Genomic DNA, 26,247 nt, shown 5'->3' with positions numbered 1-26,247 from the left:
CTATGCACAGGGAAGCGAACGTGCTTCCCCCTACGAAAGGCACCAATGACACTTCCACTCGTGCGCCGCACCGCCGCAGCAGGCACCGTCCTCGCGCTCGCCCTCTCCATGGGCGCCTGCAGTCAGGACACGTCCGCCCCTGAGGCGTCCGGCGACCCGAACTTCGAACCGGTGACGATCGAGCACGCCCTGGGCGAAGCCGTCATCGAAGAGGAACCCGAGCGCGTCGTCACCCTGGGGCAGGGGTCGACCGAGACCGCCATCGCCCTGGGCAAGACCCCGGTCGGGATGGAGTCCTACCCGTGGGGCAGCGATGACACCGGCTACCTGCCGTGGGTCCACGAGGCCGTGACGAAGGCCGGCGACGAACTGCCCGTGCAGTTCCAGGGCGCCACCGAGCTCGACGTCGAGAAGATCGCCGAGCTCGATCCCGACGTCATCCTCGCCCCGTGGTCGGGCATCACCGCCGAGCAGTACAAGCAGCTCGACGCGATCGCACCGACCGTCGCCTACCCCGAGCAGCCGTGGACGATCGAATGGGATGAGCAGATCACGACGATCGGGAAGGCGCTCGGCCACGAGGCGGAATCCCAGGATCTCGTCGAGGACATCGAGAAGCAGTTCGCCGAGGCGAAGCGGCCCGAATACGAGGGCCTGACCTTCTCCTACATCTACAACAACGGGCCGGGCACTCTCGGCGTCTTCTACCCCGACGAGCAGCGCGTCGCGATGGTCTCCGCGCTCGGCCTGACACCGGACCCGGTCATCGAGACGCTGAAGAAGGACTACGACGAGCCGGGCACCGACTCCGCGCTCATCGGTCTGGAGAACGCCGACAAACTGGGGGATTCGGACCTCATCTTCACCTTCTACTCGGACGCCGCGAGCCGGAAGGAGATCGAGTCCCAGAGCGTGTACTCGAACATCCCGGCGATCAAGGCGGGCGCGACGGTCATCCCCGAGGACCAGTCATTCGTCACCGGGTCGTCGATCATCAATCCGCTCACCGTGCCATGGGCACTCGAACGCTACGTCCCGATGATCGACGAGGCGGTCGAGAAGGCGAAGAAGCAGTAGCGAAGAAGCATCGGCGGGCATCGCCGAGGTGGGGGCTGGGTGCGCTCAGTCGAGCGCGCTCAGCTCCTTCCACTCGTCCCACTCGTAGACCCAGTCGGAGATGTCGCTGGCCTCGGTGGACAGGTCGACCGAGGAGCCCTTGATGACGACCGGGTCGCCGTAGATGGCGGTGTCGTAGTACTCCTTGGCACGCGCGGTGCTGAGGTTGATGCAGCCGTGGGAGACGTTCCGCGACCCCTGCGCTCCCGTCGACCAGGGCGCGGCGTGGACGAACTCGCCGTTGTTGTGGATGCGCACCGCCCATTGGGTCGGAGTCTCGTAGTCCCAGCGCTCCGAGGTCATCGTGTAGTTCGCGTGCTTGGACATGACGACGTGGATGCCGTTGTACGACGGCGCCTGCGGGGAGCCGAGCGATGTCGGGAAGTTCATGATCTCCTTGCCCTCGCGGGTGACGATCATGCGGTGCGTCTTGGCGCTGGCCTCGACGATCTGCTCGCGGCCGATCTCGAAGTCGATCGTCAGGTCGTTCTCGCCGACCCGGTTCCTCGCGGTCGGCACGTCCTTGAGCGGCGCGTCGACGGAGACCTTGGAATGGGCCGGCCAGTACTCCTTGGGCCGGAAGTGCAGGCGCGACTGCGGGTCGTCGGGCAGCCAGGCCCACGAGCCCTCGACCTCGCGCTCGTTGCCGTCCTCATCGGTGACCTCGACGGAGAGGCGTCGCTCGACGTCGTCGCGGTACTTCTTCGCCACCGTCGATCCGAAGGTGAGGATGATGGGGGCGGCGACACCGACCGTCTGGTCGTCGGAGAGGACGGTGCGCACCGCCATCGCCGAGGCGTCGGTGCCCTTGACCTTGACCGTCGAGGTGAAGTCGTGCTCCTTCCCGTCAGGCGTCGTGGCCGTGGCCGTGAGTTCATAGGTGCTGTCGGCGACGAGGTCGTACTCGGAGACCCAGCTCGTCGATTCGGCGGGAGCGGTGACGACAGCCGCCTCGGCGTCCTCGGCCGCGGCGTCCTCCGCGGCGGGAGCCGTCGCCTCGGTGTCCTTGCTCTCGGACTTCGGGGTGGCGGTGCCTCCTGCGGTGGCCTCGCCGTCCTCGGCGTCGAGCTCGGTGCCGGACCCGTCGAAGAACACCCCGGGATCGATGCCCATCCGGGGATGGTCGGGATCGGTGAGGCTGATGTCGGTGAGCGTCGCCCCGTCGACGCTCAGGCTGACCCGCTTTCCGGACTTGAGATCGACCTCGGCGCCCGATTCGACCACGTCTCCGGACCCGGCGGCCGAGGCGGTGCTCGTCGGAGTCGCTGTCGACTCCGCGTCTTCGGTCGACTCCTGGTCGTCGGCTTCCTTCGACTCGGGCTCCGCGACATCGTCGATGCGGAAGACCGGTGCGGGAGAGGCCTGCTCGGTCGCCGCGTCCTTGCGGGTCGAGTCAGGGCTGGAGTCGGAGGGGGTGCACGCGGCCAGAAGCGCCACTGCGGACAGGGCAGCAGCCGCCCCGCGGAATCTCATGGATGACAATACCGGGATCCTCGTTCGAACAGAGAAAGGAGAACTTCATTCCATCGTAATGAACGCTCATGACGCGGGTAGTCAGGAATGGTCGGAGGAAACTGTCCGGTGACCCCGAATTCACCGCTCACGTCCGCTGTGACCTGGGGAGAGACCATCGCGGCGATGTTGTTGAATTGTGACCTGAGAATGAAGGACTCCCCGTGCACCCGCCAGAGCTCGCTTACCCTTGCTGCCTTCCGGCCCTGGGGGAGTTCACAAGATGACGCCGCACGGGGAGCCGTCGACGAGTCTAGTCGAGAAGGCCGGTCGGACACAAAACGGAAGCACCGCACACCGCCGCGGGCGCGCCCGCGGTCCCTCACCTCGGCGAGGCCCCGGCCCCAGTCCCTCACGTCGCGACGTCCGGGCTCCCGGCCGCGCCCACGGCCCCTCACCTCGGCGACGTCGAAGCACCTCGGCGTCACACCGTTATGCCCTCGTGACTGTGTCCCCTCTCCATTCGACACGACAGCTGTATAGGGTGGGACCACTCATCCCCGCTCCCCACGAGGAACCATGAACGTCTTCCGCCGCGTCATCCTGCCCATCGCCTTCCTCGTCGTGCTCGTCGTCATCGCCGCGCTCCTCGCCTGGATCGCCTTCAAGCCCGCGGACAGCGACTCCTTCGACGATCTCGACGCCACCGGGACCCCCGGTGCCGCGGTGATCATGGCCGAGCGCGGCAGCATCGCGAACACCCTCGAGCTCACCGGCACGATCGCCGTCGACGCTCCGACCGCGGTCAAGGCCAAGCACGATGGCACGGTCAACCACTTCTTCGCCGAACCCGGCGACGAGGTGCTCGAAGGCGCGAAGCTCTTCCAGGTCGTCTCCGACTCCGCCGCCGAGGCGCCTGCCGGTGCCGACGAGGCGGACGCGGACGCGGAATCCGGCGGCGTGGACCCCGGAGCCGCCCCACGGCCCCGCTACCACACGGTCGTGGCACCGGCCGACGGCACGGTCGGCGACCTCCGGGTCGAACTCGGAGACGTCGTGTCCGCCGACACCGAGGTGACCGAGCTGCTCAAGCGCTCGTTCACGGCGCAGGCCGCCATCGAGCCCGCCGACCTCTACCGGATCCCCGAACTGCCGAAGACCGCCCGGATCACGATCACCGACGGGCCCAAGCCCTTCGACTGCGAGAAGCTGCGCCTCGACCAGGGCCACGGTTCCGTCTCCGACACCCCCGCCGACGCTCCCGCCGAGGGTGAGGAACCGCCCGCACCCGCCGAGGGCGGTGGGGACTCGGCCGATGGGCCGCAGCTGACCTGCACGATCCCCTCGGAGGTGACGGTCTACAACAACCTCGCGCTGACCATGGAGGTCGATGCGGGATCCGTCGAGGACGCCATCGTCGTTCCCGTCACCGCGGTGCGCGGTCTCACCGGGTCGGGCACGGTGTGGGTCATCGACGAGACGGGGGCATCGAGCGAGCGCGAGATCGAGGTCGGACTCAACGACGGTTCGATGGTCGAGGTGAAGAAGGGCCTGGAGGAGGGCGAGGAGATCGAGGAGTTCGTCCCCGGCACCGAGCCCGAGGACGCGGAGATGGACGCCGAGGGCGACATGGGCGTCGGGTACGTCGAAGGCGGCGGGTTCTGAGCATGGAGACGCTCCTGTCCCTGCGTCACGTCTCCCGGTCCGTGCCGATCGGCGAAGGGCGCATCCTCACGATCCTCGCCGACATCAACCTCGAGGTCGGTGCCGGTGAGCACATCGGCATCGTCGGGCGCTCCGGCACCGGGAAATCGACCCTGCTCAACATCCTCGGCCTCCTCGATGCGCCGACGACCGGTGAGATGGACTTCGACGGCACCCCCGTGCAGCAGATCCCGCGGAGCACGGCCGCGCGGATCCGCGGACGCCAGATCGGCTTCGTGTTCCAGCAGTTCAACCTCCTGCCGGGACGCACGGCGCTCGAGAACGTCGAGGCGCCCCTCATGTACGGATCGGGCCGGGAGTTCCGCGATCGGAGGCAGCTGGCGACCGAGATGCTCGATCGACTGGGCCTCGGTGACCGTCTGGACATGAAGCCCAACCGGCTCTCCGGCGGTGAGCAGCAGCGCGTGGCGATCGCGCGGGCGCTCGTGCGCATCCCGCGACTGGTGCTCGCCGACGAGCCCACCGGAGCCCTCGACGTCGAGACGGGCCAGCAGGTGATGGGCATCCTCGACGGGATCACCCGCGAGTCCGGGAGCGCGCTCATCACCATCACCCACGACCTCAGCATCGCCAACATGGCCTCGCGCCGGTTCTCCCTCCACCGGGGTGAGCTGCACCCGATCACCGCAGGGGTCACCCCCGAGGTGCTCGCGGCCATCGCCCCTCCCGCCGAGGCGGCTGCGGGAGATCGCTCATGATCACCGGGTTCCTCGCCTCCATCGTCGAGGCCTGGCAGGAGCTGCGCGTGCACAAGGTGCGCGTCCTCATGTCGCTCATCGGAGTCGGTGTCGCCGTCTGCGCACTGACCCTGGTCGTCGGGTTCGGGGACATGATGAAGAAGGGCCTGACCGATGAGTTCGAGAAGCAGGGCGGTCGCGACACCACGTACACCTTCTCCATCCTCAGCCAGGACGGAACCGTCACCGAGTCCGACGCGGTGAGGATCCGATCCGCCCTCGAGACCACCACCGAACGATTCGGCATCTCCTACTACTCCGCGTATGGGCAGAACGAGGCGTCCCTGCCGGGGCCGACGGGCACGATCGATGCCTCGATGCTCGTCGTCGATCCCAGCTTCGACGTCATGCGCAGGCTCGAACCGGATCACGGGCGCTGGTTCACGGAAGCCGACCGGGAGAACCTGTCACCGCCGGTAGTCGCGGAGACGATCGTCCTCGACGAATACGGAATCGACCCGGCACAGCTTCCCGCGACGATCGAGCTGCCGGGCCCCGGCAGCCTCAAGGGCACCGTCATCGGTGCCGTCGAATCGCCGGCCTACGCCGAATTCGGCAGCATCTACGTGCTCAGCGAGCACGCGTCCCGGTTCGGCTCGGGGATCACGAGTCCCACCGACTTCGAGATGTGGCTGCCCCCGGAGTCGGCCTCCGAGCTCGGCGCGCAGGTGACGAACGACCTCGAACGGCAGCTGCCCGACGCGGACGTCGAGTCCTTCCGATCCGACTTCGCCGCCGACATGGGGGAGAGCCTGGGACCGGTGCAGAACGTCCTGCTCGTCATCAGCGTCCTCATCCTCTTCATGGGCATGCTCGGGCTGCTCAACATCTCGCTCGTGACGATCCAGCAGCGGATCCGGGAGATCGGCATCCGCCGGTCGTTCGGGGCGACGAGTGCGCGGATCTTCTTCTCGGTGATGATGGAGAGCGTCGTCGCGACCACCGTCGCCGGTGCCGTCGGGGTGCTCATCGCCGTCCTCGTCCTCAAGGCCCCGTTCGTCTTGTCGGTGGTGTTCGAGGGGATGAGCACACCGCCCCAGGTTCCGTTCATCGCGGTGATCGTCGGCCTGCTCGTCTCGATCGGGGTCGGGGCGCTGGCCGGTCTGGTCCCGGCGATCGTCGCGACCCGGGTGAGGATCATCGACGCCATCCGGGCCTGAGGCGGCAGGCACCGGCCCGCCGAACTGCTCCGGGGTCGGTTGCGTCCCGTTCAGACCCCGCGTCCTCCGTGGTCCGCCGCCGACTTCCGCCCAGGTCGTCGGACGCCGCGTCCTCCGAGGGCCGCCTGCTTCCGCTCAGGTCGCCGGCCGCCGCGCCTTCTCCAGGAGCACATCGCGTTCGCGTTCGTTCGTCGCGAGCCGCGCGGCTCGATCGAATTCGGCCCGGGCCTCCTCGAGGCGCCCCAGGCGGGAGAGGAGCTCACCGCGCACGCTGGGGATGAGGTGGAGCTTCGCGAGGACGCCCGAGGCGGCGAGCTCGTCGACGAGGCGCAGACCCGCATCGGGACTGTCGGCCTCGGCGACGGCGATCGCGCGGTTGAGGTCCGTGATCGGAGAGGGGGCGGCCCGGCCGAGATCGGCGTAGAGGGCGGCGATCCTCGTCCAGTCCGTCGAGTCGACGCTCGTCGCCGCCGCGTGGACGGCCGCGATCTGCGCCTGGATCGTGTAGGCGCCGCGTGCCTCCCGCAGCGTCAGTGCAGTGCGCAGCGACCGCTCGCCGAGGCGGATGATCGACCGGTCCCACCGGGACCTGTCCTGGTCGCCGAGGAGGATCGGTCGGCCGTCCGCGCGGACCCGAGAGGGAAAGCGGGAAGCGGTGAGGGCCATCAGTGCGACGAGCCCATGGACCTCGGGCTCCCTGGGCATGAGAGCGGCGGTCACGCGGGTCAGCCGCAGCGCGTCCATGGCCAGTTCGGGCCGCATCCAGTCGGGACCCGAGGTCGCGACATGGCCTTCGGAGAACAGGAGATAGAGGACCCCGAGGACCCCGGCCAGCCGTTGGGAGCGCTCGTTCGCGGGTGGGAGCTCGAAGGGGACGCCGGCGGCAGCGAGCTTCTTCTTCGCCCGGACGATCCGCTGCTGCACGGTTGACACAGGGACGAGGAACGCCCGGGCGATCTGCTCGCTCGTGAGGCCGCCGACGACCCGGAGGGTGAGGGCCAGCTGCGCTTCCCGATTGAGGACCGGATGGCAGGAGATGAAGACGAGGCGCAGGACGTCGTCGTCGATGACGTCCGGATCCCACGGCAGTTCGTCGGCGGTGGACTTCTGGGAGATCTCGAGTTCCGAGGTGATCATCGCCACCCGTTCGTCGAGGCGCTCCCGGCGCCGCCACGAGTCGATCGCTCGTCGTTTGGCGACTGTGGTCAGCCATGCCGCCGGATTCGACGGGACCCCGGATTCCGGCCATTGGCAGAGCGCGTCGGTGACGGCCTCCTGCGCCAGGTCCTCGGCGAGGCCGAAGTCGCCGACATAGCGGCTCAGTGCGGCGATGATCTTCGCGGCCTCGATCCGCCACGTCGCCTCGACGGTCCGGCGCACCGCCTCGGCGTCGGGGCGCTGGGGTGAGGTGTCCGGAGCTGGTGCAGGGTGCGGTGGAACCGCCTCGGCGTCGGCCGAGAGCCCGACAGCCGGATCCTGGCTGCCGGGCTCACCTTGAGAGGGAGGGGTCAATTGCCCGCGAGCTTCCCTTCGGCGATCCATTCCTGTTCCTTCTGGATCCACTCGTTGTCCTGGGGGAAGTCCTCGGGGCCGGTGACCCTGCGGACCTCGATCTGGGATCCGGGTCCCAGCGGTGCCCGCTTGGCCCATTCGATCGCCTCCTCCTTGGAGGACACGTCGACGATCCAGAATCCGTTGAAGAGCTCACGGAGCTCACCGTAGGGGCCGTCGGTGACGACCGGATCGTCCTCGCTGAAGTCGACGACGGCGCCTTCGGAGGCGTCGGAGAGCCCCGCACCGTCGGCGAGGACTCCGGCGTTGACCATCGACTCGTTGTATTTGCCCATGGCGGCGATGACCTCGTCGAAGTCGAGCTGTTCGTACGAATCCACTGCGGCCTGGTCGACTGCGCGCATGATGAGCATGTATTTCATGATGACTCCTGTGTCGTATCGGTGGGCGAAGGCCTCGGTCGAGACCCTCTCATGCACTACATCGAACAAGACTATTCCGGATCGACACATCGGAGAGGAAAACTCGGAAAAGTTTCGACGAGGATCAGTTTCGGCATCTCGGCGCGGCAGTGTCGCGGAGCCGTGCCGCTTCGGAGCAACGGCGCCGAGGGCGTCTCGGGGCAGAGGAATCTCGACGCAGCAGAGCGAGGCGGGCTGGAGCAGACGCCTTGGCGGACAGGGGTTGCGCTCAGAAGTGTGGAGTGGTTCACACTCCGACGTCCGGATTTCACATTGCGGTCGCAGGACAGGTAGGCTGATCTGCGGAGGATTCGCCTAGTGGCCTATGGCGCTCGCCTGGAACGCGGGTTGGGTTAACGCCCTCAGGGGTTCGAATCCCCTATCCTCCGCCACATGAAGGAGCCCCTCACCTCGAGCGATTCGGGTGAGGGGCTCCTTCGGTACCTGGCGTGGAACTCCCACTCACGGGGCTGCGGACATGGTGCGGGAGACCCGCTCCCAGGGTTAGCGGACATGGTGCGGGGGACCCACGCGCGGGGGACATCAGGGCCGGTGCCTCGATTCATCGAGCGCTTCAGCGCAGCGACCGGTCATGACCCAGGACGAAGCAGTTGAAAGTGCGCGATACCCCAGATTGGGATCGAATCTCGTGCCCTTTTCGATCCCGGGGCGGGGTATCGCGCGATTTCAACTACCTCACAGGCCTCCTCAGCCCACTCATCGGGGCCCCTGGATAGAACTCCTCGGCGCTTCTCCGCTGCAAGTGGAGCTCACGGCCCGGCAGGTGAAGACAACGCTCCTTTTGAAGGCCGTCTGGCGTTCGGAAGGAGCGCCGTCGTGCCCTGGCTGCGTCGGAACTCGCCTGAGAGCCCTTCGACCGCCGGTGCGTGAACGTTCTCTGCCGTGCTAACCGAGAACTCAGCTCAGTGCGTCGAGCAGTGCCTTGGTGAAGGCATCCAGGTCACCGGGATTGCGGGACGTGATGAGGTTGCCGTCGACGACGACCTCGGAATCGACCCAGTCGGCACCGGCGTTGCGGAGGTCGGTCTGCAGGGACTTGTACGAGGTCATCGTCCGTCCCCTGACGACGTCCGCCTCGGCGAGGATCCACGGCCCGTGGCAGATAGCGGCGACGGTCTTGTTCGCGGCGAAGAAGTCCTTGACCAGCGCCACGGCGTTCTCGTCGAGACGCAGGGAGTCCGCATTGAGGGTTCCGCCGGGCAGGACGAGGGCATCGTAGTCGCCGGCCTTCGCCTGGGAGACCGGGAGGTCGACATCGAAGACATCGGCGTGCTGCCAATCGCCGTTCATCGCCTGGAGCGTGCCTTCCGACGGTGAGATCAGGGTCGTCGAGGCGCCGGCCTTCTCCAGTGCTTCGCGCGGCTTGGTCAGCTCGACCTGTTCGACTCCCTTGGTGAGCACGAGGGCGACCTTCTTGTCGGAGACTGCCATGCTTCCTCCTTCTCAGTGGGTGCAGCTGTCGTCCAGCACAGCACGGGAGCCCCCGGCAAAATTCCGACGGACCACGGCACCCGTTGCATCACCGACGCCGCCGCCCGGCTCGTCGCCGACCGGACGAGTCCGTCCGGCTCAGCCCAAGGCCGGCCCGGACGAGTCCGACCCGCGCAGCCCAAGGCCGGCCCGGACGAGTCCGTCCGGCTCAGCCCAAGGCCGGCCCGGACGAGTCCGTCCGGCTCAGCCCACTGCCTTGCGGACGAGTTCGCGGAGGCGCGCGCTGACGGCATCCGTCATGTCGACGACCGCGAACGACACCGGCCACATGTCACCGTCGTCGAGGTGCGCGAGGTCCTCGAACGAGACGGCGCCGTAGCGGGTGTCGAACTTCTCCGCGGGCTGATAGAAGACCACCACCTTGCCGTCCCGGGCGTAGGCGGGGAAGCCGTACATCGTCTTCGGGTTGAGGTCCGGGGCCTCTTCGGTGACGATCTTGTGCAGTTCGATGGCGACGGCCTGGTCCGTGCCGCTGAGGGAGTCGATCGCCTTGACGCAGGCCTCGAGCTCCCGGGCGAGCTTGGCCGCGCCCTTGAGGCCCTTCGTCGAGCGCAGCTCCTCGGCCCGCTGTCTCATCGCAGCGCGTTCCTCGGCGCTGAATCCGGTGGTGGTGTCTGACATGGCGCTTCTCCTCGAATTCCTCGATCATCTCAACAGTCTCGACTGCCGGGGGAACCGGGTCCGGGCTCAATCGGAACCGGACCTCGACGGTCGGGACAGTGTCACGACTCTCGTCGTGAAGTGGTCATGACCAGGTTATGTCTGGAGGGGCGACGAGAACTTCTCGATTCCTGCTCGATTCGAGGCGACTTCGCACCGGCTCAGCGGTGAGCCCGCGCGGGCTGAGCGGCGTCAGCCGCCGAGGTCGAGGTCCTTCTCGTCGATGCCGGGGAACATCACCTCGTATTCGATCATGGCGTCCTTGTGATCGACGAGTTCGACGGTGCCGAAGTACGTCATGTCCTCGGCGACGACATCGCATGACTCGAACCCCTCCCAGTTCCTCACCTCCATGTCCTGGTCGCACTTGGCCTCCTTGACCTTGAGGCCGAACTTGTTCGCGAACAGGTCGACGAGGTCTGCCTCGAGAGCCGCCGCAGGGATGCTGCCGTTGCCGTCGGCGTCGACGTCGATCGACGCATCGCTGGCCCAAGAGCGGGTCTTCGCCTTGTCCGCCCACAGATCGTCGGGGTCGCCTCCTGAATCGGGTGAGGCCCCATCGGCGTCCGCGCCCTGCTCCTCCGGGGTCGAGCCCGCCCCCGACTCGGCATGGGGATCGTGGGGCGACGAGCCGGCGTCGGATTCCGCGCCGGCATCCCCCGGCGTGGGAGCGGGCGACCGGGTCTCGCGGGCGTTCGAGGCGTCCTCGCCGCCGGCCTGACCCCACGACGTTCCGCACCCGCCGAGCGTGAGTGCGGCCGCGATCGCGACGATGGCTGTGGTCCTGCTTCCGACGAGCATGGGCTCTCCTTCTGATTCCGTACTGACTGTGATTCCAGCATCTCAGCGGCTCAGGACCGCGAACGGCGAAACGCGTGCGCATATTGCGACGCCTGTGTCCGTTCGGCCACATGCCGCTTACTCCCGCGCTTCTCCCCGGTCTCCACGACCGCCCATCCGGTCCGCCCCGGCAGCTGCGACGAATGCCGGCAGCCGCGACGAACTGTGTGGACTTCGTTCGGTCCTCGGACGCTGAGACCGCACGAACGTCACCGAGGTTGTCGGTCGCACCCGGGGCGCGCCATCGTCACGGCCCCGACTGCTGAGTGTTCGCCGTGGAAGCGCACGTCGTCCGCCGCCGAGGCGGGGCCGAGGAATATTCTGAGGAAAAGTTCCGCCGAGGATGTCGAAACTCTCGTCGCGGCTCCGTCCCAGGGGTGTCAGCGACAGACACCGGCCGAGCCCGAGCGGGCCGGCCCTCACGAATAGGAGACGATCATGACCAAGTACCTCATGCTCAAGCACTACCGCGGCGCCCCCATGCCCGAGGGCTTCGTCCCGATGGATCAGTGGAGCCCCGAGGAGGTCACCGCGCACGTGCAGTACATGAACGACTTCGCCGACAGGCTCAAGGAGAGCGGGGAATTCGTCGACGCGCAGGCGCTCGCCCCCGAGGGCACCTTCGTCCGCTTCGACGGAGAGGGCAAGCCGCCGGTCACCGACGGCCCGTTCCCGGAGACGAAGGATCTCATCGCGGGATGGATGGCGATCGACGTCGACACCTACGAGCGTGCGCTCGAGCTCGCCGCGGAGCTCTCCGCCGCCCCCGGAAAGGACGGGAAGCCGATCCACGAATGGCTCGAACTGCGGCCGTTCCTCGAGGCCCCGCCCAACGTCACGAACTGACCGAATCGCGCGAACTGACCGGCACCGTTGTGGACGTCCACCAGCCGACGACGACCGGAGCGCCCCGACCGGCGCACGCCGGCCAGTGCACTTCGACCAGTGAGCATCGAATGATCGACGACGAGCAGCTGCGCGACCTCGTTCCCGCAGTCATCAGCATCCTCTGCCGCCGAGGCGCCGACTTCTCGACGGCGGAGGATGCTGTCCAGGAGGCGCTCGTCGAATCGCTCACCGCCTGGACGCACGACCTACCCCGTGACCCCAAGGGCTGGCTGGTCACCGTCGCCTGGCGGAAGTTCCTCGACCTCGTCCGGTCGGAGACGGCCCGTGCGAAACGGGAGGAGCGCAGCGGACTCCTCGCCGAGGCGGGACCCGCGCCGGCCGCGGAGGACGACACCCTCCAGCTCTACTTCCTCTGCGCGCACCCGGCACTGAGCCCCTCCTCGGCGATCGCCCTGACCCTGCGCGCGGTGGGCGGGCTGACCACCCGGCAGATCGCCGAGGCCTATCTCGTCCCCGAGGCGACGATGGCCCAGCGCATCAGCAGGGCCAAGCGCACCCTGTCGGGCAGGCGCCTCAACCGGGGCGGCGATCTCGGCTCCGTCCTCCGGGTGCTCTACCTCGTGTTCAACGAGGGGTATTCGGGCGATATCGACCTTGCCGCCGAGGCGATCCGCCTGACCCGGCAGCTGCGGCAGATGGCGAACCACGCCGAGGTGGCGGGACTGCTCGCCCTCATGCTCATCCATCACGCGCGCCGGCCCGCCCGGTTCGCCGTCGACGGACGACTGATCCCACTGGCCGAGCAGGACCGCTCCCTGTGGGACACCGTGAAGATCGCCGAGGGGGTGGCGATCCTGCAGTCCGCGCTCGCCCGGGACGACCTCGGCGAGTTCCAGGCCCAGGCGGCGATCGCGGCCCTGCACGCCGACGCCCCCTGCGTCGAGGAGACGGACTGGACGCAGATCGTCGAATGGTACGACGAGCTCCTGGCCCTCACCGACTCCCCGGTGGTCAGACTCAATCGAGCCGTCGCCGTCGGGGAGGCCGACGGCCCTCTGACCGGGCTCGCCGAGCTCGCGGACCTCGATGGGAACCTGCCGCGGTACTGCGCCGCCGAGGCGCACCTGCGGGAGAGGGCGGGCGACGTCGAGGCCGCCGCGCGGCTCTACGTCCGGGCCGCCGACAAGGCGACGAACTCAGCCGAGCGCCATCATCTCATGCGCCAGGCCGCCCGCCTCAACAGCTGCCGCAGTAGGATCGACACACCGCCGGATCACTGACAGGAAGCTCGACTCATGGCAACGACCACCGCGAATGACCCGAAGAACGCCACCGTCGCCGGAGTGATGGCCGCGCTCGCCGCACTCGAGGACCCGAAGGCCCGGGCGATCAACGAGCGGCACGGCGACGAACACGGGGTGAACCTCACCAAGCTGCGCGCGCTCGCCAAGGAGCTGAAGAAGAACGACGACCTCGCCGTCGAGCTGTGGGCCACCGGGGACACCGCCGCCCAGCTCGTCGCCGCGCTCATCATGCGCCCGCGCGCCCACGACGCGGACCGCCTCGATGCCATGCTCAGGGAGGCCCGGGGCCCGAAGGCCCAGGCGTGGCTCGTCAACTACATCGTCAAGAAGTCGCCTCACGCCGAGGCGCTCAGGGAGAGGTGGATGGACGACCCCGATCCCGTCGTCGCCTCAGCCGGGTGGGTGCTCACGAGCGAGCGCGTGAACAGGAAGCCCGAGGGCCTCGATCTGCCCGGCCTGCTCGATGTCATCGACGCCCAGTTGAAGGACGCGCCCGAGCGGCTGCAGTGGGCGATGAACGAGACGCTGGCCTACATCGGCATCGAGAACCCGGACCTGCGTGAGCGGGCGCTGGCGATCGGGGAGCGGCTCGGGGTGCTCAAGGACTATCCGACTCCACCCGGCTGCACGTCTCCGTTCGCCCCGATCTGGATCACGGAGATCGTTCGCCGCAACGAACAGCAGTGAGCGGGGCTAATCGCCCGCCAGCTCCCGCAGCGCCCGCACATGGCTCTCGAGACGCCGACGTCCCTCCGCGGTGATCGAGACCCAGGTGCGGGGACGCTTGCCCACATATCCCTTCCGCACGGCGACGAGGCCGGCGGACTCGAGGGTGGAGATGTGCCTCGAGAGCACGGAGTCGGAGACCCCGAGCGAGTCCCGCAGGAGCTTGAACTCCGCCCGGTCCCGGTTCCTCAGGCTCGCCACCAGCCCGAGCCGAGTGGGATTGCCCAGCTCGGTCTCGAGGCGTGCGAGGGAATCGCCGAGGTGGGGCAGCGTCTGCTCCTCGCGTGCGCCGGTCTGGGTGCCCCCGGCCGCCTCGGGGTCGATCGCGCTCACCGGCGCAGGCCCACGAGGGCGAGGACCGGAGCGGCGACCCAGATGAGCGCCGCTGCGCCGAACGGCAGCCAGGATCCCGGAGCGAAGGAATCCCCGAGCGCCCCGACGAGGAACGCGAGGACCACGATCGGCAACCAGGTGGCGAGCAGGAACGTCGACCGGGAGCTCCAGCTCAGAGCCGTGACGAGGTAGACGACCAGCGCCGGGACCAGCCACGCGAGTCCGGCGCCGAGGATGAGGAGGCCCGAGGTCGAGTCCTCGACGACGCCGATCCCGATGAGCCCCACCGAGAGACCGGCGCTGAGGACGAAGAGCATCGTGACCAGTGGCCACGAGTCATGGACTCGGGCTCGGGACCGGGCCGAGTCGATGTGGGAGAGGAGATCCGCGGCTTCCTGCGGAGTGGGCGTGGTCATGGCGACTCCTTCATCGGTGGAAGTACCGCTCAATCTAGCAAATACTTTCCAAAGTGGAAAGGGCCGGCGTCCTCGACTCCCGATTAGAGTGGAGTGACGGCAGGAGGCGACAGCGAAGGGGGAGTCCATGGCAGTCATCGTCGATCCGCTCCGGGGCCGGCAGCGACCCGGTCCCAGCCACTCGGATGCCGAGATCGTCGACGTCCTCACAGGGCTGGCGCCGGCCACGAGCACCGCCGGTTCCGGGCCCCCGATGCACCGCGCGGTGCCCGTCTCCGGGTGGGCGGTGCTCACCGGAGCCGGGATGAGCACGGATTCCGGGATCCCCGACTACCGCGGGCCCGACGCCCAGCCGCGCAGGCCGATGACGATCCAGACGTTCCTCTCCCACCCCGCGCAGCGCGCCCGCTACTGGGCGCGATCGTGGGTCGGCTGGCCGCGGATGCTCCGCTCCCGCCCGAACGCCGGCCACCTCGCGCTCGCCCGCCTGCCCGTCACCGGGATCATCACCCAGAACGTCGACGGCCTGCACCAGTCCGCCGCCGCGGCGGTGACGGGTGCCTCGCCCGTCGTCGACCTCCACGGAAGCCTCGACCGCGTCATCTGCCTCGACTGCCGCACCCTCTACGACCGCGACTGGGTGCAGGAGCGGCTGACCGCGGCCAACCCCGGCTTCGTCGAGACCGCCGGCCTCGACACGATCGACCCCGAGACTGCGCCGGACGGCGACGTCGAGCTCGAGGAGACGGCCCACTTCAGGGTCGTCGACTGCCCGCGCTGCGGCGGCATCCTCAAACCCGATGTCGTGTACTTCGGCGACTCGGTGCCCGCGGCCAGGGTGGCGGAGGCCAACCGGATCGCCGAGGCGGCTTGCGGTCTCGTGGTCCTCGGCAGTTCGCTCGCGGTGCTCTCCGGGCTGCGGTTCGTCCGTACGGCGGTCAAGGAGGGCAAGCCGGTCGTCATCGTCACCGACGGTCCGACGCGGGGCGATGACCTCGCCGACTACCGGTCCGTCTCCCGCGTCGCGGACGTCGTCGAGCTCTGGGCGGACCGGGTCGGATCCGCCGGCGCACTCAGACGAATCCAAGACGACAATGAGAAGATCCGCATATGAGCAGCTTGGCACGAACAGAACGATTGCGCCTGGTCTCCGCGGCTCGCCGAGCCGGTGAGGACGCCCCCACACTCTGCGCCGGCTGGACCACCCGTGATCTGGCGACTCACCTCGTCATCCGCGAACGCCATCCCGTCGCCGCCCTCGGGATCTTCTCCGACGCCTTCTCCGAGAAGAGGGAGGACCAGGAGCAGGCCTATGCGTCGATGCCGTACTCGACGCTCCTCGGCCTCGTCGCTTCACCGCCGCGGTGGAATCCCGGCGCCTGGCCCGGGGTGCAGAAGCTCATGAACACGACCGAGTTCCTCGTCCACCACGAGGACATCCGGCGGGCCGAGGACGAGTGGTTCCCCAGGCGTCTCTCCGTCGCGGAGAACCGGGACGTGTGGTCCCAGTGCCGGCTGGCGCTCGTTCCCTTCGCCGCGAAGTCCCCGACCCGGATCGAGATCGTCAGCCCCGGGTTCGGCACGCTCAGCGCCGGGGGAGGTCGCCGAGGCGATGGCCGCGGACCCGCGGCCACGGTCGTCACCGGCGAACCGGTGGAGATCCTCCTCTACCTCATGGGCCGGCGCTCGCACGCCCTCGTCGACGTCAGGCAGGACGGCTGACTCCGCGGTTCCGTGGGGAAAACCCCAACCGGATGGAGGGTTAAGGGCATTCTCGCGCCGCTGCGCGGTTCCTAGGCTGGTGTCAACAGCTCGCGCATGGGTGCGAGCGCACCCCTCGAAAGGAACCACGATGAACCAGCGCCATGACCAGCAGGCCCCCTATTCCCACGACGCGCGGCTCGCCGGTGACAGCCGGCAGTTCGGAGACGACCAGCAGTTCCGGTACGACCAGCAGATCCACAGCGAACCGCTCCCGCCCCGCTCCCATCCCGCGGCCCCGGGCCGAGCCGCCGATGACCCCGGCCGCGTTCTCGGGATCGTCTCGCTCGTCGCCACACTCTCGACCTTCCTCGGATTCTCCGTCCTCGGTCCCATCGTCGGCATCATCACCGGCTGGATGGCGCGCAACAGCTCTCGTCAGGCGGGCTTCGCCGACAACGAGATGGGCAAGTGGGGATTCATCCTCGGCATCGTCTTCGTCTCCCTCGCCGCGCTCGGCGCTCTGCTCGGGATCTCGATCGGTGCCTTCGCCGGCCTGTTCGGCCTGCTCTCCGCCTGAGCTCAGTACCCGACCCAGGCTCCGCGCTCCTGGTCGAGGACTCGGGGGTGGAGCAGGGTCGAGGCCTCGACCCGGTCGACGGACTCCCGAGCCCTATCGGGCGGAAACGTCACCGAGGCGGCGAGCACCTCGGCGGTGGCGAACCTCAGGTCCTCCGGGGCATCCGCGGGCAGGGTGACCGGGGGACCATCCCCGGCATCCGACCCGCGTCCGGCACCTCGGACCCCTCCGGCCCCGGGTGTCGCGAGGAAGTACCCCCAGTCGCCGAAACTCGGGACATCGACATGATAGGGGGTCGTCGCCAGCCCCGCCTCGGCGACGGCCTCCCCGATGCCCCAGTAGGCCTCAGGGGCGAAGTACGGGGACCCGGCCTGGACGACGAGTCGGGCGTCCGGCGCCATCACCTGCCTGATGAGTCCGTAGAACTCGATGCTGTAGAGCTTCGAGGTCGCGACGTCGTCGGGGTCGGGCAGGTCGGCGATGATCGCGTCGTAGGCGACGTGCTCGGTCTCCCGCAGCCACGTGAACGCGTCCGCGGCGATCGTCGTCACCCGCGGATCGGCGAACGACCCGTCATTGAAGTCGGTGAAGAGAGCGGACGTGGTCGCCAGGTCGACGACTCGGGGATCGAGGTCGACGACGGTCACCGACTCGACGTCGGGGTACTTGAGGACCTCGCGCACGGCCAGGCCATCCCCACCGCCGAGGACGAGGACGTTGCCCCGATCCCCACTCATCAGCGGGTGCACGAGCGATTCGTGGTAGCGGTACTCGTCCGCCGAGGCGAACTGCAGGTCGCCGTTGAGGTAGAGCCGGGTGTCGTGGGTCGTGGGATGCCGGGTGAGCACGATCTCCTGATAGTCGGTGCGCTCACTGAGCACGATCGGGTCCCGGTAGAGGCGCTGCCGGGTCGTCATCTCGATGTCGTCGGTGAAGACCCAGACGACGGTGAGGAAGCCGACGATGAGCACGAGGAGGGCCGCGAGAAGCGCCTGGATGCGGAAGCGCAGCTGAGCCCGGAAGAGCCAGAGGACGATGAGGACGCCGACGACGGTGTTGGTGATGCCCACGGCCAGGGCCCCGCGCGGCAGTCCGAGGACCGGCAGCAGGACGAACGGGAAGGCCAGTCCGCCGACGAGCCCTCCGACGTAGTCGGCGGCGAAGAGGTCGGCGACCGCGCTCGATGCCTTCTGCGCGCGGATCCTCTGCACGAGCTCCATGAGCAGGGGGATCTCGGCGCCGATGAGGGCGCCGATGACGAACGCGAGGGCGACCATGGCGACGGTGTAGACGTCGGCGAACGCGAACGCGAGGTAGAGCAGGATGACCGAGAGCCCGCCGATGATGCCCAGCGCCGCCTCGATGAGGGCGAAGGCGAAGGCCGCGAACCCGGTCAGCCGCTTCGTCGCGAGCGAGCCGATGCCCATCGCGAACACCATGACGGCCAGGACGATGGAGGCCTGGACGATGGTATCGCCGAGGAGGTAGGAGCCGAGCGCGACGAGCGCCAGCTCATAGACCATTCCGCAGCTGGCGCAGATGAACACGGCCAGCATGACGAAGAACCGGGCGGGTCCCGGCGCCAGCGGCAGGGACGACGCGGGTGCGGCGGTGGGCTCGGTCCGCGCCCCGGGGATGGTGCTCACATCGGGAGGTGTCGGATCGGAGCTCAAAGGAGGGCGGCGGCCATGATCCCGGCGATGCCGATGTGAGCCGAGGCGTTGACCCACACCTCGGGGTGGAGGCGGTCGGAGTGGACGAGGTCACCGCTCGTGCCGGGGGTCAGGGCATTGATGAGGAGGAAGCTCAGCCCCATGAGGACGATGCCGATGAGGCCGAAGACGAGGGTCGAGATGATGCCCAGGGCGAGGTCATCGGCGCTGGCTCTGATCGCGGCGATGACGATGATCGCCACGGCGAGGAGGTCCGAGGCGACGAGGACCGCCGCGTTCTTCGATCGCTGCTCCCAGAGGAGGACGTGGAGCTTGCCGGGGGTGAGGAGATCGACGACGAAGTACCCGATGAGCATGAGCACCAGGCCGCTGAGTGCGTAGGAGAGGACGATCCCCGATTCGAGGAGGAGTGAGATCAACATGACTGCCTTTCACGGTGCCGATGTGGTGGTTGCGCGATCGTGGTCTTCTGCGGTCACTTCCCGCTGCCCGGGCCACCGCCGCGGAAGCCGGAGCCGTCTCCGTAGTTCGAACCCGAACCGCTCGAGCCGCCGCCGAAGAAGAACGGGAAGAAGAAGAATCCGCCCCCGCCCGAGCGGGAGGTGTTGCAGCCGACATACTCGTAGCCGTCACCTGCGCGTTCGTAGTCGCCCCGGTCAGGGGCGGAGACGTACTTGCCGTCGACGAGGTCGTAGTCCCCGCAGTTCGCCGCGGCCGACGAGCGATTCGAGCAGCTCTGGAAGACGAAGGCGAGGACGACGAGGAGGACGACGATCCCCACGAGCGTGCCGCATCCGAACTTCCGCTTGCGCCTGCCCGAGCCGCTCGCGCCGGATCCGAATCCACCGGAGCTGCCCGGTCCGCCCGGTCCGAAGCCGCCGGAGCCGCCCGGCCCGTTCGATCCGGGTCCGCCTGGTCCGAAGCCGCCGGAACTGCCCGGCCCGTTCGATCCAGGGCCGTTCGGCCCCGGTCCACCTGGTCCGGCGCCCGAGCCGGGGCGGTTCTCCTTGTCGAAGTCGAAAGAGCCTCCACCCATGGAGACGTTCGGTCCGTGGCTCATGATCGCCCGCCATTCATCTCGGTGTCGTCGGAGTCGGCGCGCCCGCCCGTGCACAGCCGACTGGTGCTGTGCACGATCTGCCGGTGCTGGGGGTAGCAGTGCCAGGTCTGCCAGGAGAGCTCCCCGGGACGTCCCGGCCTCGTCGCCAACGCCGTGATCGCGTGCGGGTCCCCGGGGAACCCGACCGCGACGTGGCTCTCGGCGTCGCGGGCACGGCGGAGCACCTCGGCGACGGCGGACCCGAAGCCCCCGGGCACCAGCCGGCGGGTGCAGCGGAACTCGTGCCGCGTGAACCCCGCCCAGTTCCCGTGCGTGACCGAGGTCCGGTCCCACGCGGGGTGGTGGACCGTTCCCTCGGCACCCGCGCCGAGGCAGGCGAAGGTCTCGACGAAGGCGTCGGTCCCGTCCCTGCCGAGGACCACCTGGTGGGAGCTGCCGATGACGTGGAGTTCGAGGCGGAGCGCGACGGAGTCCGCATCCTCAGTGGGGAGGTCGATGAGCTCGCTGGCCAGCGGGGTGAGACGGGGATGGTGCAGCGAGAAGCGCAGCTGATCCGCCGAGGTGTCGGTGAAGCCGATGTCCAGGGCCGGCACCTCGAGGAGCGGGGGAGTGAGCGGGGATGCGTGCATCAGCTGCCGGAGTAGATGGTGAAGGAGCCGACGGGGATGGTCTCTCCCGTGCTCACTTCCCAGCGGCCGTGGTCGAAGCGTTCGAACGCGAGCAGCCGGTGGTCATCGGATTCGTAGTCGACGTAGTCGACCCCGCCGTGCTCGTTGAGGCCGGTGGTGCCCTCGGAGCGGTAGGAGGCGGTGCCGTGCTCGACGAGCCTGTACTCGACGCCGTCGACCGTGATCGTCTTGGCGGTCGGCTCGATGTCGAGCTCGGGTCGGTCACGCCACCTCGAGACCTGGACGTCGGGGTCCTTCTCGACGGTGAGCCACTGCCGTTCGGCGGACTGGTCGGCCTGGTAGAAGTGCTCGGCCCACTCGTAGCCCCCCTCCGAGATGCGCAGCGTGCCGCGGACGAAGTACTTCTCGTTGCCGAACTCGAGGAGGTCGCCGGCCTTGATCTTCATCGGGTCGCCGCCGGTGTTCTGATCCGCGGCGAACGGGTCGGCCGGACGGCGCGGCGCCTGGGACTCGGCGGCGTCCTGCTTCTTCTTGGCCCGCATGCGCATGATGAGCACGGTCACGAGGACGACGATCGCGAACACCGCGATCAGGATGAGGATGTTGTCGAACACGTCTGCCTTCTTCGCTTCGGCTGTCGGCGGATGCCACCCTCACCTTAACCGCTCGATCGCCGGATTTCTGCAGTTCAGATGCTCGAACCCGGACATTGCGACCGTTCTGTGACGCCCATTGGGGCGCCGAGGTGGGTTCAGGGGCGCGGTCCGGGCTCGTCGTCTCCGTCGTCATCGTCGGGTGGTGGTGTCTCGGCCGGTGTCCGATCGGGCGTCGGTCCGGGACCGATGGCGTCGGGGCGGTCGGCATCGGAGCCGCCGGAGTCGCCCGAGTCGTCGCGGGGGAGGCGGGCGCCGATGTGGGAACCGGGTTTCGTCATCACCCGATGGACGAGGAAGAAGCCGAGGCTGACAATGCCGATGATGCAGAGGGTGAGGAAGATGACGGCACCGAGTCCGGGCTCCATCACCTCTCCAGTCGTCGGCGGTCGAAGTAGTTGGCGAAGCGGGCCTTGAAGGTGCCCATCCCGATGGACCCTTCGAGCCGGATGAGCGGGTGGGTGCCGTCGGGGAGGGCGTTGACGACCGTCTTCACCGAGCCCCACGAATGTCCGAGGCGGTCGACGTCGACGCCCCAGCCGTCGGGGACCACGACGATGACATTGCCCACCCCGGGGCTGACCTCGACGGTGATCTCGGGCAGGTCCGTGGCGACCTCGAGGAAGTTGAGCTCGATGTTCGACGCCGCGGGTTCGCAGCGGATGAAGGGAGGCACGCGCCATCGGCCCCGGCGGGTGACGTTCTCCCAGGTGGCGCGGAGGACCAGCGGGTCACGCCGATCCCACCCCTCCTCCTCGACCGGCGGGCGGGCAGGGGAGAGCGCCGAACCCGTGCCCGCCCGGCCGCCGGGCAGAGCACGCCGGAAGCGGTGGGAGGGCAGGTCGGGGGTGAGGTCGGCGAGCACCTCGTCGAGATCCACGGGGTACTTGGCGGCCTGCACCTTCTCCATCCGCTCGTCGAGCTCCTCGACGGTGATCCGTCCGTCACCGGCCGCCTGCCGGAGGACCTCGATCGCCTCGTCGCGCTCCCGATGGCCGATCCGGAAGGTCCTGGCCGGATCGTTGGCCGCAGGGTCGGGGATGGATGCGCTCATGAACCTATCGTGCCTGATCGTCGCCACCGCTCACAATGGCGGGACGGTCCGGCCGGAATCGGAGGGCCGAAGCGGGAGCGGTGGACCGTCGCGGAGTGCGCCGGGGGAGCGCGGACCACGGCCGATGCGCCGTGTCAGGGCTTGGCAGTAGGCTGGTCCCGTGTCCACCGCACTGTACAGAAGATACCGTCCAGAGACCTTCGACGAGGTCATCGGCCAAGAGCATGTGACCGATCCGCTCAAGGCCGCCATCGAGCGCGGCCGCATCAACCACGCCTACCTCTTCTCGGGACCTCGCGGGTGCGGAAAGACCACCTCGGCGAGGATCCTGGCACGCTGTCTCAACTGCGAGAAGGGCCCCACCCCGGTTCCGTGCGGCGAATGCCCCAGCTGTCGCGATCTGGCCAACGGCGGCCCCGGATCGCTCGATGTCGTGGAGATCGACGCGGCCAGCCACAACGGTGTCGACGACGCCCGTGACCTGCGTGAGCGGGCGGTCTACGCTCCTGCCCGGGACCGGTTCAAGGTGTTCATCCTCGACGAGGCGCACATGGTCACCTCACAGGGGTTCAACGCCCTGCTCAAGATCGTCGAGGAGCCGCCGCCGCACATCAAGTTCGTCTTCGCCACGACCGAGCCCGAGAAGGTCATCGGCACGATCCGATCGCGGACGCACCACTATCCCTTCCGGCTGGTGCCGCCGGAGGCCCTGGGCAACTACCTCGATGAACTCTGCCGGCGGGAGAACGTGCAGGTGGCCAAGGGTGTGCTGCCGCTCGTCGTGCGCGCCGGCGGTGGTTCCGTGCGCGACACCCTCTCCGTCCTCGACCAGCTCATCGCCGGCTCCGGGCCCAACGGCGTCGACTATGCGACCGCGATCGCGCTGCTCGGCTACACGCCGGACTCCCTGCTCAGCGACATCGTCGACGCGTTCTCCGCCGGCGACGGCGCCGGTGTCTACCGTGCCGTCGACCGGGTCATCGAGTCCGGTCAGGATCCGCGCCGCTTCGTCGAGGATCTGCTCGAGCGGATGCGCGACCTCATCGTCATCCACGCCGCTCCCGAAGCCGCCCATGCCTTCCTGCCCGAGGTGCCGCCGGACCGTCTCGAGCGGCTGACGCTGCAGGCGCGCGGCTTCGGTCAGGCCGAGCTCTCGCGGGCCGCCGATCTGCTCAACCAGGGACTGACGGAGATGTCGGGAGCGACCTCGCCGAGGCTGCAGCTCGAGCTCATCTGCGCCCGGATCCTGCTGCCGGCCTCGGGTCGCAGCCGCGACGCCGTGCTCAGCAGGGTCGAGCGGATGGAGCGCCGGATCGGAATGTCGGCGACGGGGGTCGCGGCTACTGTGCCACCTGCCGCACCGGGCCCGGCCGAGGTGAGCGGCGACTCCCGACGGGCGCCCGGGGCGAGTGGTGCCGCCGGGGGAGCTGCACCGAGGGGGCCTCAGGATTCCGATGCCGGGGGCAGCGGAACCAGGCAGGATCCCGCGCAGCCGCCCGCAGGACAGGCGACCGCGCAGGACTCGCCCCCGCGATCGACTTCGTCGAGGCTGGGCGGACCGAGCACCGATGACATCGACGAGCTGACCGCGATGGCCGCGGCAGCGGAATCGATGCTGCAGGAACCCCAGCAGCCCGCGCAGGGTCAGCGACCTCCGCAAGGAGAGCGGCCCGCGCAGGGCGGGCAGTCCCAGCAACCACGGCAGGATCAGCGGCCCGTGCAGGTCCAGCGGCCCGCGCAGGACCAGCGGCCCGAAGACACCCCTACTCAGTCGTCTCAGCCGCGTCCGCAGTCGGAGCCATCCCGGCAGTGGCAGGACCAGGGCCCCGGGGACGTTCCACCTCAGCGGTCGGAGCCTGTCCGTCAGTCGCAGGAGCCTCCGCGCCAGCGGCAGGAGGCGCCGCAGCCGGCGGCCCGGACCGGGGATGCCGGACAGGGCACCGGCCAGCCGGGATCTCCGCAGCCTGCGAGCCGACCGGAGCCGGCTGGAGAGTCCGCTCCGGCAGGTCCCGGTGACGGCATCGGCGGCGAGATCGAAGCGATCCGCCGCGCCTGGCCGAGCATTCTCGCAGCGGTCGAGAAGCGCAGCCGACTCACGCGTGCGATCATCGCCGCGAATGCGATCCCACAGTCCTTCGCACACGGCGTGCTCTTCCTCGGCTTCAACAACTCGGGATCGGTCCAGGGATTCCAGCAGCGTGATCACGCCGCGAAGCTGTCGATGGCGATCAACGATGTGCTCGGGATCCAGGCGAGGATCGACATCGGTGACGTCGGGAAGCTTCCGGGCGGCACTGGACTCGGCGATGCGGGCGGCGATCACCCGGTGTCCCCGGGAGGCGGCGCCCCGGGTCAGGCTCCCGACGACTTCACCGGCAACCGCGGTCCCGGGAACAGTCACCGTCGCCCGAGTCCGCAGGAGGTCGCAGCGGTCGTCGGTCCGCGCGAAGTGGACAAACCGCAGGTCGATCATGAGAGGTTCTGGGAGACGAACGACTCCGCGCAGGGCCCCTGGTCGACCGACGACGAGGAGGGCGAACCATCGAGGGAACCCGTCCCCACCGCACCGGCGACTGACCAGCAGACGCGTGCGGACGAGCCCGGCGAGGAGCCGGACATCGTGGTGCCCGACCTCTCGGACGACGATTTCGCGATGCCGTCCGGGGCCGCGGCGACTGCCGCGCCTGCAGACGGTGCTCCGGGGATCGGTGCGTCCGCGAACACCGTTGTCTCAACCAGCGCTCCCGAGAACGACGCGTCCACGCCACCCGAGTCCACCTCGGCGCCGGCGACTGCCGCCGAACCGGAGCCTCCGATGGAATACGCCCAGCCTCGGTGGGAGGAGCCCGTGTGGCACGACGGTCCGCCGCCTGCCGCGAGCGACCCGACGAGCGCCGGGACCGGAGCCGTTGAGGTGGATGCGCTCGTCGTTCCACCGCCCGAGGACGACGACCTCGACTACCTCGGCGCCTATGGGGATCCGAGCGCCGACTTCGGCACCGAGGCCGGAGGACCGACGGGACCGGGTGAGGCCGTCGGCCGTGCCCAGAGTGGATCGTCGGCGGCCGGTCCGCAGTCCTCGGGGACCGGCAAGCCATTCACATCACGGTTCGCGGCGATCGCCCAACGGTACGGAGCCGATGCCCCCGTGTCTCCGGTCCAGTCGTTCGGGGGCGGCCCGTCATCGCCCACGGCGCTGGCGACCGCGGGCGGCGGGCAGCCGCAGTCGACCGGCAGCGACGAGGACGAGTACGATCCGGAGACGGATCTCGACGTGTCAGAGGCGCCGCAGATCGGCGTCGCCGTCATCGCCCGAGTCCTCGGCGGCGAGATCATCGATGAAAGAGAAGTATGAGCGCGGTCTATGAAGGTGCCCTGCAGGATCTGGTCGAGGAGTTCGGCAAGCTCCCGGGGATCGGGCCGAAGTCGGCCCAGCGGCTGGCGTTCCATATCCTCCAGTCGGAGTCGAGCGAGGTCACTGCCCTGGCGCAGGCGCTGACCAACGTCAAGAAGCGGGTGCGCTTCTGCGACATCTGCGGGAACGTCTCGGAGGAGTCCGAGTGCACCGTCTGCCAGGATCCGCGCCGCGATCGCTCGATGATCTGCGTCGTCGAGGAGCCGAAGGACGTCGTGGCCATCGAGCGCACGCGGGAGTACCGCGGTCTCTACCACGTGCTCGGCGGAGCGATCGACCCGATGGCCGGTGTCGGGCCCGACAACCTCCGGATCAAGGAGCTGCTGCCCAGGCTGCAGGACAGTGAGGTCAAGGAATGCGTCATCGCGACCGACCCGAACCTCGAGGGAGAGGCGACCGCGACCTACCTCGTGCGCCTGCTCCACTCCTTGGGTGTGACGGTCACCCGCCTGGCCTCCGGCCTGCCCGTCGGCGGCGACCTCGAGTATGCCGACGAGGTCACGCTCGGCCGGGCGTTCTCGGGCCGCCGTGAAATGGAGTGAGATCGCACCCGCACCTGTCTGAATGACGGGCACCTGGCGTCCACGTGATGTCCACCTCCTACAATGGTGGGGGTGCCCGGTCGCGGCAGCAGCCGTGATGGGTGCAGCTGCGGTCCGGCACGGAACGCATAAGCGAA

The 26,247-nt window shown here is 68.8% G+C and carries 27 protein-coding genes, 1 tRNA gene and 1 other RNA gene; 13 read left to right on the top strand and 16 right to left on the bottom strand.

Going from position 1 to position 26,247, the window contains the following annotated elements; all coding sequences use genetic code 11:
• The first annotated feature begins 45 nt into the window (after positions 1-45).
• The gene (locus DFO65_RS13660) at positions 46-1,077 is read left to right on the top strand and encodes an iron-siderophore ABC transporter substrate-binding protein (protein ID WP_113904990.1); all 1,032 of its coding nucleotides are present in this window, start codon (positions 46-48) and stop codon (positions 1,075-1,077) included.
• A 45-nt stretch (positions 1,078-1,122) separates the two neighbouring features.
• Here DFO65_RS13660 and DFO65_RS13655 read toward each other — a convergent pair whose 3' ends face one another.
• Positions 1,123-2,589: a L,D-transpeptidase gene (locus DFO65_RS13655; protein WP_245940788.1), complete on the bottom strand. Its 1,467-nt coding sequence runs from the start codon at positions 2,587-2,589 to the stop codon at positions 1,123-1,125.
• Positions 2,590-2,778: 189 nt separating this feature from the next.
• Positions 2,779-2,874: signal recognition particle sRNA small type (gene ffs / locus DFO65_RS13650), an RNA gene on the bottom strand.
• 273 nt (positions 2,875-3,147) lie between these two features.
• Here ffs and DFO65_RS13645 point away from each other — a divergent pair.
• Genes DFO65_RS13645 through DFO65_RS13635 form a run of 3 tightly spaced genes read left to right on the top strand, consistent with a single transcriptional unit; the run spans position 3,148 to position 6,190 of the window.
• Positions 3,148-4,233 (top strand): efflux RND transporter periplasmic adaptor subunit, encoded by a 1,086-nt coding sequence (locus DFO65_RS13645; RefSeq protein ID WP_113904988.1) that lies wholly within the window; start codon positions 3,148-3,150, stop codon positions 4,231-4,233.
• Between the two features lie 2 nt (positions 4,234-4,235).
• Positions 4,236-4,991 carry an ABC transporter ATP-binding protein gene (locus DFO65_RS13640; RefSeq protein WP_113904987.1) on the top strand — a complete coding sequence of 252 codons (756 nt, stop codon included), beginning with the start codon at positions 4,236-4,238 and terminating at the stop codon, positions 4,989-4,991.
• The gene (locus DFO65_RS13635; RefSeq protein WP_113904986.1) at positions 4,988-6,190 is read left to right on the top strand and encodes an ABC transporter permease; all 1,203 of its coding nucleotides are present in this window, start codon (positions 4,988-4,990) and stop codon (positions 6,188-6,190) included. The genes DFO65_RS13640 and DFO65_RS13635 overlap by 4 nt, the downstream gene beginning before the upstream one ends.
• Before the next feature lie 135 nt (positions 6,191-6,325).
• Here DFO65_RS13635 and DFO65_RS13630 read toward each other — a convergent pair whose 3' ends face one another.
• Positions 6,326-7,732, bottom strand: a complete 1,407-nt coding sequence (locus DFO65_RS13630; RefSeq protein WP_113904985.1) for an RNA polymerase sigma factor — start codon at positions 7,730-7,732, stop codon at positions 6,326-6,328.
• Positions 7,699-8,124, bottom strand: a complete 426-nt coding sequence (locus DFO65_RS13625) for a YciI family protein (RefSeq protein WP_113905046.1) — start codon at positions 8,122-8,124, stop codon at positions 7,699-7,701. Before DFO65_RS13625 ends, DFO65_RS13630 begins: the two co-directional genes overlap by 34 nt.
• A gap of 343 nt (positions 8,125-8,467) precedes the next feature.
• Between DFO65_RS13625 and DFO65_RS13620 the strand changes: the two genes are divergently transcribed.
• Positions 8,468-8,555 (top strand) — tRNA-Ser (locus DFO65_RS13620).
• Positions 8,556-9,081: 526 nt separating this feature from the next.
• On the opposite strand, the gene DFO65_RS13615 is transcribed toward DFO65_RS13620, so the two are convergent.
• The 3 genes from DFO65_RS13615 to DFO65_RS13605 all read right to left on the bottom strand — a co-directional run bounded on the left by DFO65_RS13615 (position 9,082) and on the right by DFO65_RS13605 (position 11,136).
• Positions 9,082-9,615, bottom strand: coding sequence for a type 1 glutamine amidotransferase domain-containing protein (locus tag DFO65_RS13615; protein ID WP_113904984.1), 534 nt, complete (start codon positions 9,613-9,615; stop codon positions 9,082-9,084).
• 243 nt (positions 9,616-9,858) lie between these two features.
• The gene (locus tag DFO65_RS13610) at positions 9,859-10,296 is read right to left on the bottom strand and encodes an iron chaperone (RefSeq protein ID WP_113904983.1); all 438 of its coding nucleotides are present in this window, start codon (positions 10,294-10,296) and stop codon (positions 9,859-9,861) included.
• Positions 10,297-10,527: 231 nt separating this feature from the next.
• A complete protein-coding gene (locus DFO65_RS13605) occupies positions 10,528-11,136 on the bottom strand; it encodes a hypothetical protein (protein WP_113904982.1) in 609 nt (202 codons plus the stop codon).
• Positions 11,137-11,613: 477 nt separating this feature from the next.
• Here DFO65_RS13605 and DFO65_RS13600 point away from each other — a divergent pair, with 477 nt between their 5' ends.
• The 3 genes from DFO65_RS13600 to DFO65_RS13590 all read left to right on the top strand — a co-directional run bounded on the left by DFO65_RS13600 (position 11,614) and on the right by DFO65_RS13590 (position 14,015).
• Complete coding sequence (locus tag DFO65_RS13600) at positions 11,614-12,021, top strand: YciI family protein (RefSeq protein WP_113904981.1); 408 nt, start codon at positions 11,614-11,616, stop codon at positions 12,019-12,021.
• 110 nt (positions 12,022-12,131) lie between these two features.
• Positions 12,132-13,304 (top strand): RNA polymerase sigma factor, encoded by a 1,173-nt coding sequence (locus tag DFO65_RS13595; protein ID WP_220151298.1) that lies wholly within the window; start codon positions 12,132-12,134, stop codon positions 13,302-13,304.
• Between the two features lie 15 nt (positions 13,305-13,319).
• A complete protein-coding gene (locus DFO65_RS13590) occupies positions 13,320-14,015 on the top strand; it encodes a DNA alkylation repair protein (RefSeq protein WP_113904980.1) in 696 nt (231 codons plus the stop codon).
• 6 nt (positions 14,016-14,021) lie between these two features.
• On the opposite strand, the gene DFO65_RS13585 is transcribed toward DFO65_RS13590, so the two are convergent.
• Positions 14,022-14,387, bottom strand: coding sequence for a winged helix-turn-helix domain-containing protein (locus DFO65_RS13585; protein WP_245940775.1), 366 nt, complete (start codon positions 14,385-14,387; stop codon positions 14,022-14,024).
• The gene (locus tag DFO65_RS13580; RefSeq protein WP_113904979.1) at positions 14,384-14,803 is read right to left on the bottom strand and encodes a hypothetical protein; all 420 of its coding nucleotides are present in this window, start codon (positions 14,801-14,803) and stop codon (positions 14,384-14,386) included. Before DFO65_RS13580 ends, DFO65_RS13585 begins: the two co-directional genes overlap by 4 nt.
• Before the next feature lie 127 nt (positions 14,804-14,930).
• On the opposite strand from DFO65_RS13580, the gene DFO65_RS13575 reads away from it, so the two are divergent.
• From DFO65_RS13575 to DFO65_RS13565, 3 genes are all read left to right on the top strand, one after another.
• Complete coding sequence (locus tag DFO65_RS13575) at positions 14,931-15,917, top strand: Sir2 family NAD-dependent protein deacetylase (protein ID WP_113904978.1); 987 nt, start codon at positions 14,931-14,933, stop codon at positions 15,915-15,917.
• On the top strand, positions 15,914-16,525 hold the full coding sequence (locus DFO65_RS13570) for a TIGR03085 family metal-binding protein (RefSeq protein ID WP_113904977.1): 612 nt from the start codon (positions 15,914-15,916) through the stop codon (positions 16,523-16,525). Before DFO65_RS13575 ends, DFO65_RS13570 begins: the two co-directional genes overlap by 4 nt.
• Positions 16,526-16,655: 130 nt before the next feature.
• Positions 16,656-17,084 (top strand): DUF4190 domain-containing protein, encoded by a 429-nt coding sequence (locus DFO65_RS13565; protein ID WP_113904976.1) that lies wholly within the window; start codon positions 16,656-16,658, stop codon positions 17,082-17,084.
• Between the two features lie 2 nt (positions 17,085-17,086).
• On the opposite strand, the gene DFO65_RS13560 is transcribed toward DFO65_RS13565, so the two are convergent.
• From DFO65_RS13560 to DFO65_RS13525, 7 genes are all read right to left on the bottom strand, one after another.
• Positions 17,087-18,730, bottom strand: a complete 1,644-nt coding sequence (locus DFO65_RS13560; RefSeq protein WP_245940773.1) for a polyamine aminopropyltransferase — start codon at positions 18,728-18,730, stop codon at positions 17,087-17,089.
• A gap of 23 nt (positions 18,731-18,753) precedes the next feature.
• The gene (locus tag DFO65_RS13555) at positions 18,754-19,179 is read right to left on the bottom strand and encodes a DUF350 domain-containing protein (protein WP_113904975.1); all 426 of its coding nucleotides are present in this window, start codon (positions 19,177-19,179) and stop codon (positions 18,754-18,756) included.
• A gap of 53 nt (positions 19,180-19,232) precedes the next feature.
• Positions 19,233-19,817 (bottom strand): hypothetical protein, encoded by a 585-nt coding sequence (locus tag DFO65_RS17120; RefSeq protein WP_181778732.1) that lies wholly within the window; start codon positions 19,815-19,817, stop codon positions 19,233-19,235.
• Positions 19,814-20,446 (bottom strand): DUF2617 family protein, encoded by a 633-nt coding sequence (locus DFO65_RS13540; RefSeq protein ID WP_113904974.1) that lies wholly within the window; start codon positions 20,444-20,446, stop codon positions 19,814-19,816. Before DFO65_RS13540 ends, DFO65_RS17120 begins: the two co-directional genes overlap by 4 nt.
• A complete protein-coding gene (locus tag DFO65_RS13535; protein ID WP_113904973.1) occupies positions 20,446-21,060 on the bottom strand; it encodes a DUF4178 domain-containing protein in 615 nt (204 codons plus the stop codon). Before DFO65_RS13535 ends, DFO65_RS13540 begins: the two co-directional genes overlap by 1 nt.
• A gap of 137 nt (positions 21,061-21,197) precedes the next feature.
• The gene (locus tag DFO65_RS13530) at positions 21,198-21,467 is read right to left on the bottom strand and encodes a hypothetical protein (protein ID WP_113904972.1); all 270 of its coding nucleotides are present in this window, start codon (positions 21,465-21,467) and stop codon (positions 21,198-21,200) included.
• Positions 21,467-22,153 (bottom strand): DUF1707 SHOCT-like domain-containing protein, encoded by a 687-nt coding sequence (locus DFO65_RS13525; RefSeq protein ID WP_113904971.1) that lies wholly within the window; start codon positions 22,151-22,153, stop codon positions 21,467-21,469. Before DFO65_RS13525 ends, DFO65_RS13530 begins: the two co-directional genes overlap by 1 nt.
• Before the next feature lie 160 nt (positions 22,154-22,313).
• Between DFO65_RS13525 and DFO65_RS13520 the strand changes: the two genes are divergently transcribed.
• Together DFO65_RS13520 and recR are read left to right on the top strand one after the other, a co-directional pair.
• Entirely contained in the window at positions 22,314-25,508 is a 3,195-nt protein-coding gene (locus tag DFO65_RS13520) for a DNA polymerase III subunit gamma and tau (RefSeq protein ID WP_113904970.1), read from the top strand.
• Positions 25,505-26,110 (top strand): recombination mediator RecR, encoded by a 606-nt coding sequence (gene recR / locus DFO65_RS13515; protein ID WP_113904969.1) that lies wholly within the window; start codon positions 25,505-25,507, stop codon positions 26,108-26,110. Before DFO65_RS13520 ends, recR begins: the two co-directional genes overlap by 4 nt.
• Positions 26,111-26,247: the final 137 nt, after the last annotated feature.

It is taken from the genome of Brevibacterium sanguinis, from assembly GCF_003315415.1.
GTDB lineage: Bacteria > Actinomycetota > Actinomycetes > Actinomycetales > Brevibacteriaceae > Brevibacterium > Brevibacterium celere_A.
Note: the sequence above shows the minus strand (reverse complement) of the source record. Positions and strands in the feature narration are given on the sequence as shown.

What these genes read in the sequence shown, in the direction of transcription:
- DFO65_RS13645 (WP_113904988.1), top strand. Translation starts at nt 3,148, where the DNA reads ATGAACGTCTTCCGCCGCGTCATCCTGCCCATCGCCTTCCTCGTCGTG.
- DFO65_RS13635 (WP_113904986.1), top strand. Translation starts at nt 4,988, where the DNA reads ATGATCACCGGGTTCCTCGCCTCCATCGTCGAGGCCTGGCAGGAGCTG.
- DFO65_RS13660 (WP_113904990.1), top strand. Translation starts at nt 46, where the DNA reads ATGACACTTCCACTCGTGCGCCGCACCGCCGCAGCAGGCACCGTCCTC.
- DFO65_RS13615 (WP_113904984.1), bottom strand. Translation starts at nt 9,615, where the DNA reads ATGGCAGTCTCCGACAAGAAGGTCGCCCTCGTGCTCACCAAGGGAGTC.
- DFO65_RS13605 (WP_113904982.1), bottom strand. Translation starts at nt 11,136, where the DNA reads ATGCTCGTCGGAAGCAGGACCACAGCCATCGTCGCGATCGCGGCCGCA.
- DFO65_RS13565 (WP_113904976.1), top strand. Translation starts at nt 16,656, where the DNA reads ATGAACCAGCGCCATGACCAGCAGGCCCCCTATTCCCACGACGCGCGG.
- DFO65_RS13630 (WP_113904985.1), bottom strand. Translation starts at nt 7,732, where the DNA reads ATGGATCGCCGAAGGGAAGCTCGCGGGCAATTGACCCCTCCCTCTCAA.
- DFO65_RS17120 (WP_181778732.1), bottom strand. Translation starts at nt 19,817, where the DNA reads ATGAGCCACGGACCGAACGTCTCCATGGGTGGAGGCTCTTTCGACTTC.
- DFO65_RS13600 (WP_113904981.1), top strand. Translation starts at nt 11,614, where the DNA reads ATGACCAAGTACCTCATGCTCAAGCACTACCGCGGCGCCCCCATGCCC.
- DFO65_RS13555 (WP_113904975.1), bottom strand. Translation starts at nt 19,179, where the DNA reads ATGTTGATCTCACTCCTCCTCGAATCGGGGATCGTCCTCTCCTACGCA.
- DFO65_RS13530 (WP_113904972.1), bottom strand. Translation starts at nt 21,467, where the DNA reads ATGGAGCCCGGACTCGGTGCCGTCATCTTCCTCACCCTCTGCATCATC.
- recR (WP_113904969.1), top strand. Translation starts at nt 25,505, where the DNA reads ATGAGCGCGGTCTATGAAGGTGCCCTGCAGGATCTGGTCGAGGAGTTC.
- DFO65_RS13570 (WP_113904977.1), top strand. Translation starts at nt 15,914, where the DNA reads ATGAGCAGCTTGGCACGAACAGAACGATTGCGCCTGGTCTCCGCGGCT.
- DFO65_RS13595 (WP_220151298.1), top strand. Translation starts at nt 12,132, where the DNA reads ATGATCGACGACGAGCAGCTGCGCGACCTCGTTCCCGCAGTCATCAGC.
- DFO65_RS13580 (WP_113904979.1), bottom strand. Translation starts at nt 14,803, where the DNA reads ATGACCACGCCCACTCCGCAGGAAGCCGCGGATCTCCTCTCCCACATC.
- DFO65_RS13525 (WP_113904971.1), bottom strand. Translation starts at nt 22,153, where the DNA reads ATGAGCGCATCCATCCCCGACCCTGCGGCCAACGATCCGGCCAGGACC.
- DFO65_RS13575 (WP_113904978.1), top strand. Translation starts at nt 14,931, where the DNA reads ATGGCAGTCATCGTCGATCCGCTCCGGGGCCGGCAGCGACCCGGTCCC.
- DFO65_RS13610 (WP_113904983.1), bottom strand. Translation starts at nt 10,296, where the DNA reads ATGTCAGACACCACCACCGGATTCAGCGCCGAGGAACGCGCTGCGATG.
- DFO65_RS13590 (WP_113904980.1), top strand. Translation starts at nt 13,320, where the DNA reads ATGGCAACGACCACCGCGAATGACCCGAAGAACGCCACCGTCGCCGGA.
- DFO65_RS13640 (WP_113904987.1), top strand. Translation starts at nt 4,236, where the DNA reads ATGGAGACGCTCCTGTCCCTGCGTCACGTCTCCCGGTCCGTGCCGATC.
- DFO65_RS13625 (WP_113905046.1), bottom strand. Translation starts at nt 8,124, where the DNA reads ATGAAATACATGCTCATCATGCGCGCAGTCGACCAGGCCGCAGTGGAT.
- DFO65_RS13540 (WP_113904974.1), bottom strand. Translation starts at nt 20,446, where the DNA reads ATGCACGCATCCCCGCTCACTCCCCCGCTCCTCGAGGTGCCGGCCCTG.
- DFO65_RS13655 (WP_245940788.1), bottom strand. Translation starts at nt 2,589, where the DNA reads ATGAGATTCCGCGGGGCGGCTGCTGCCCTGTCCGCAGTGGCGCTTCTG.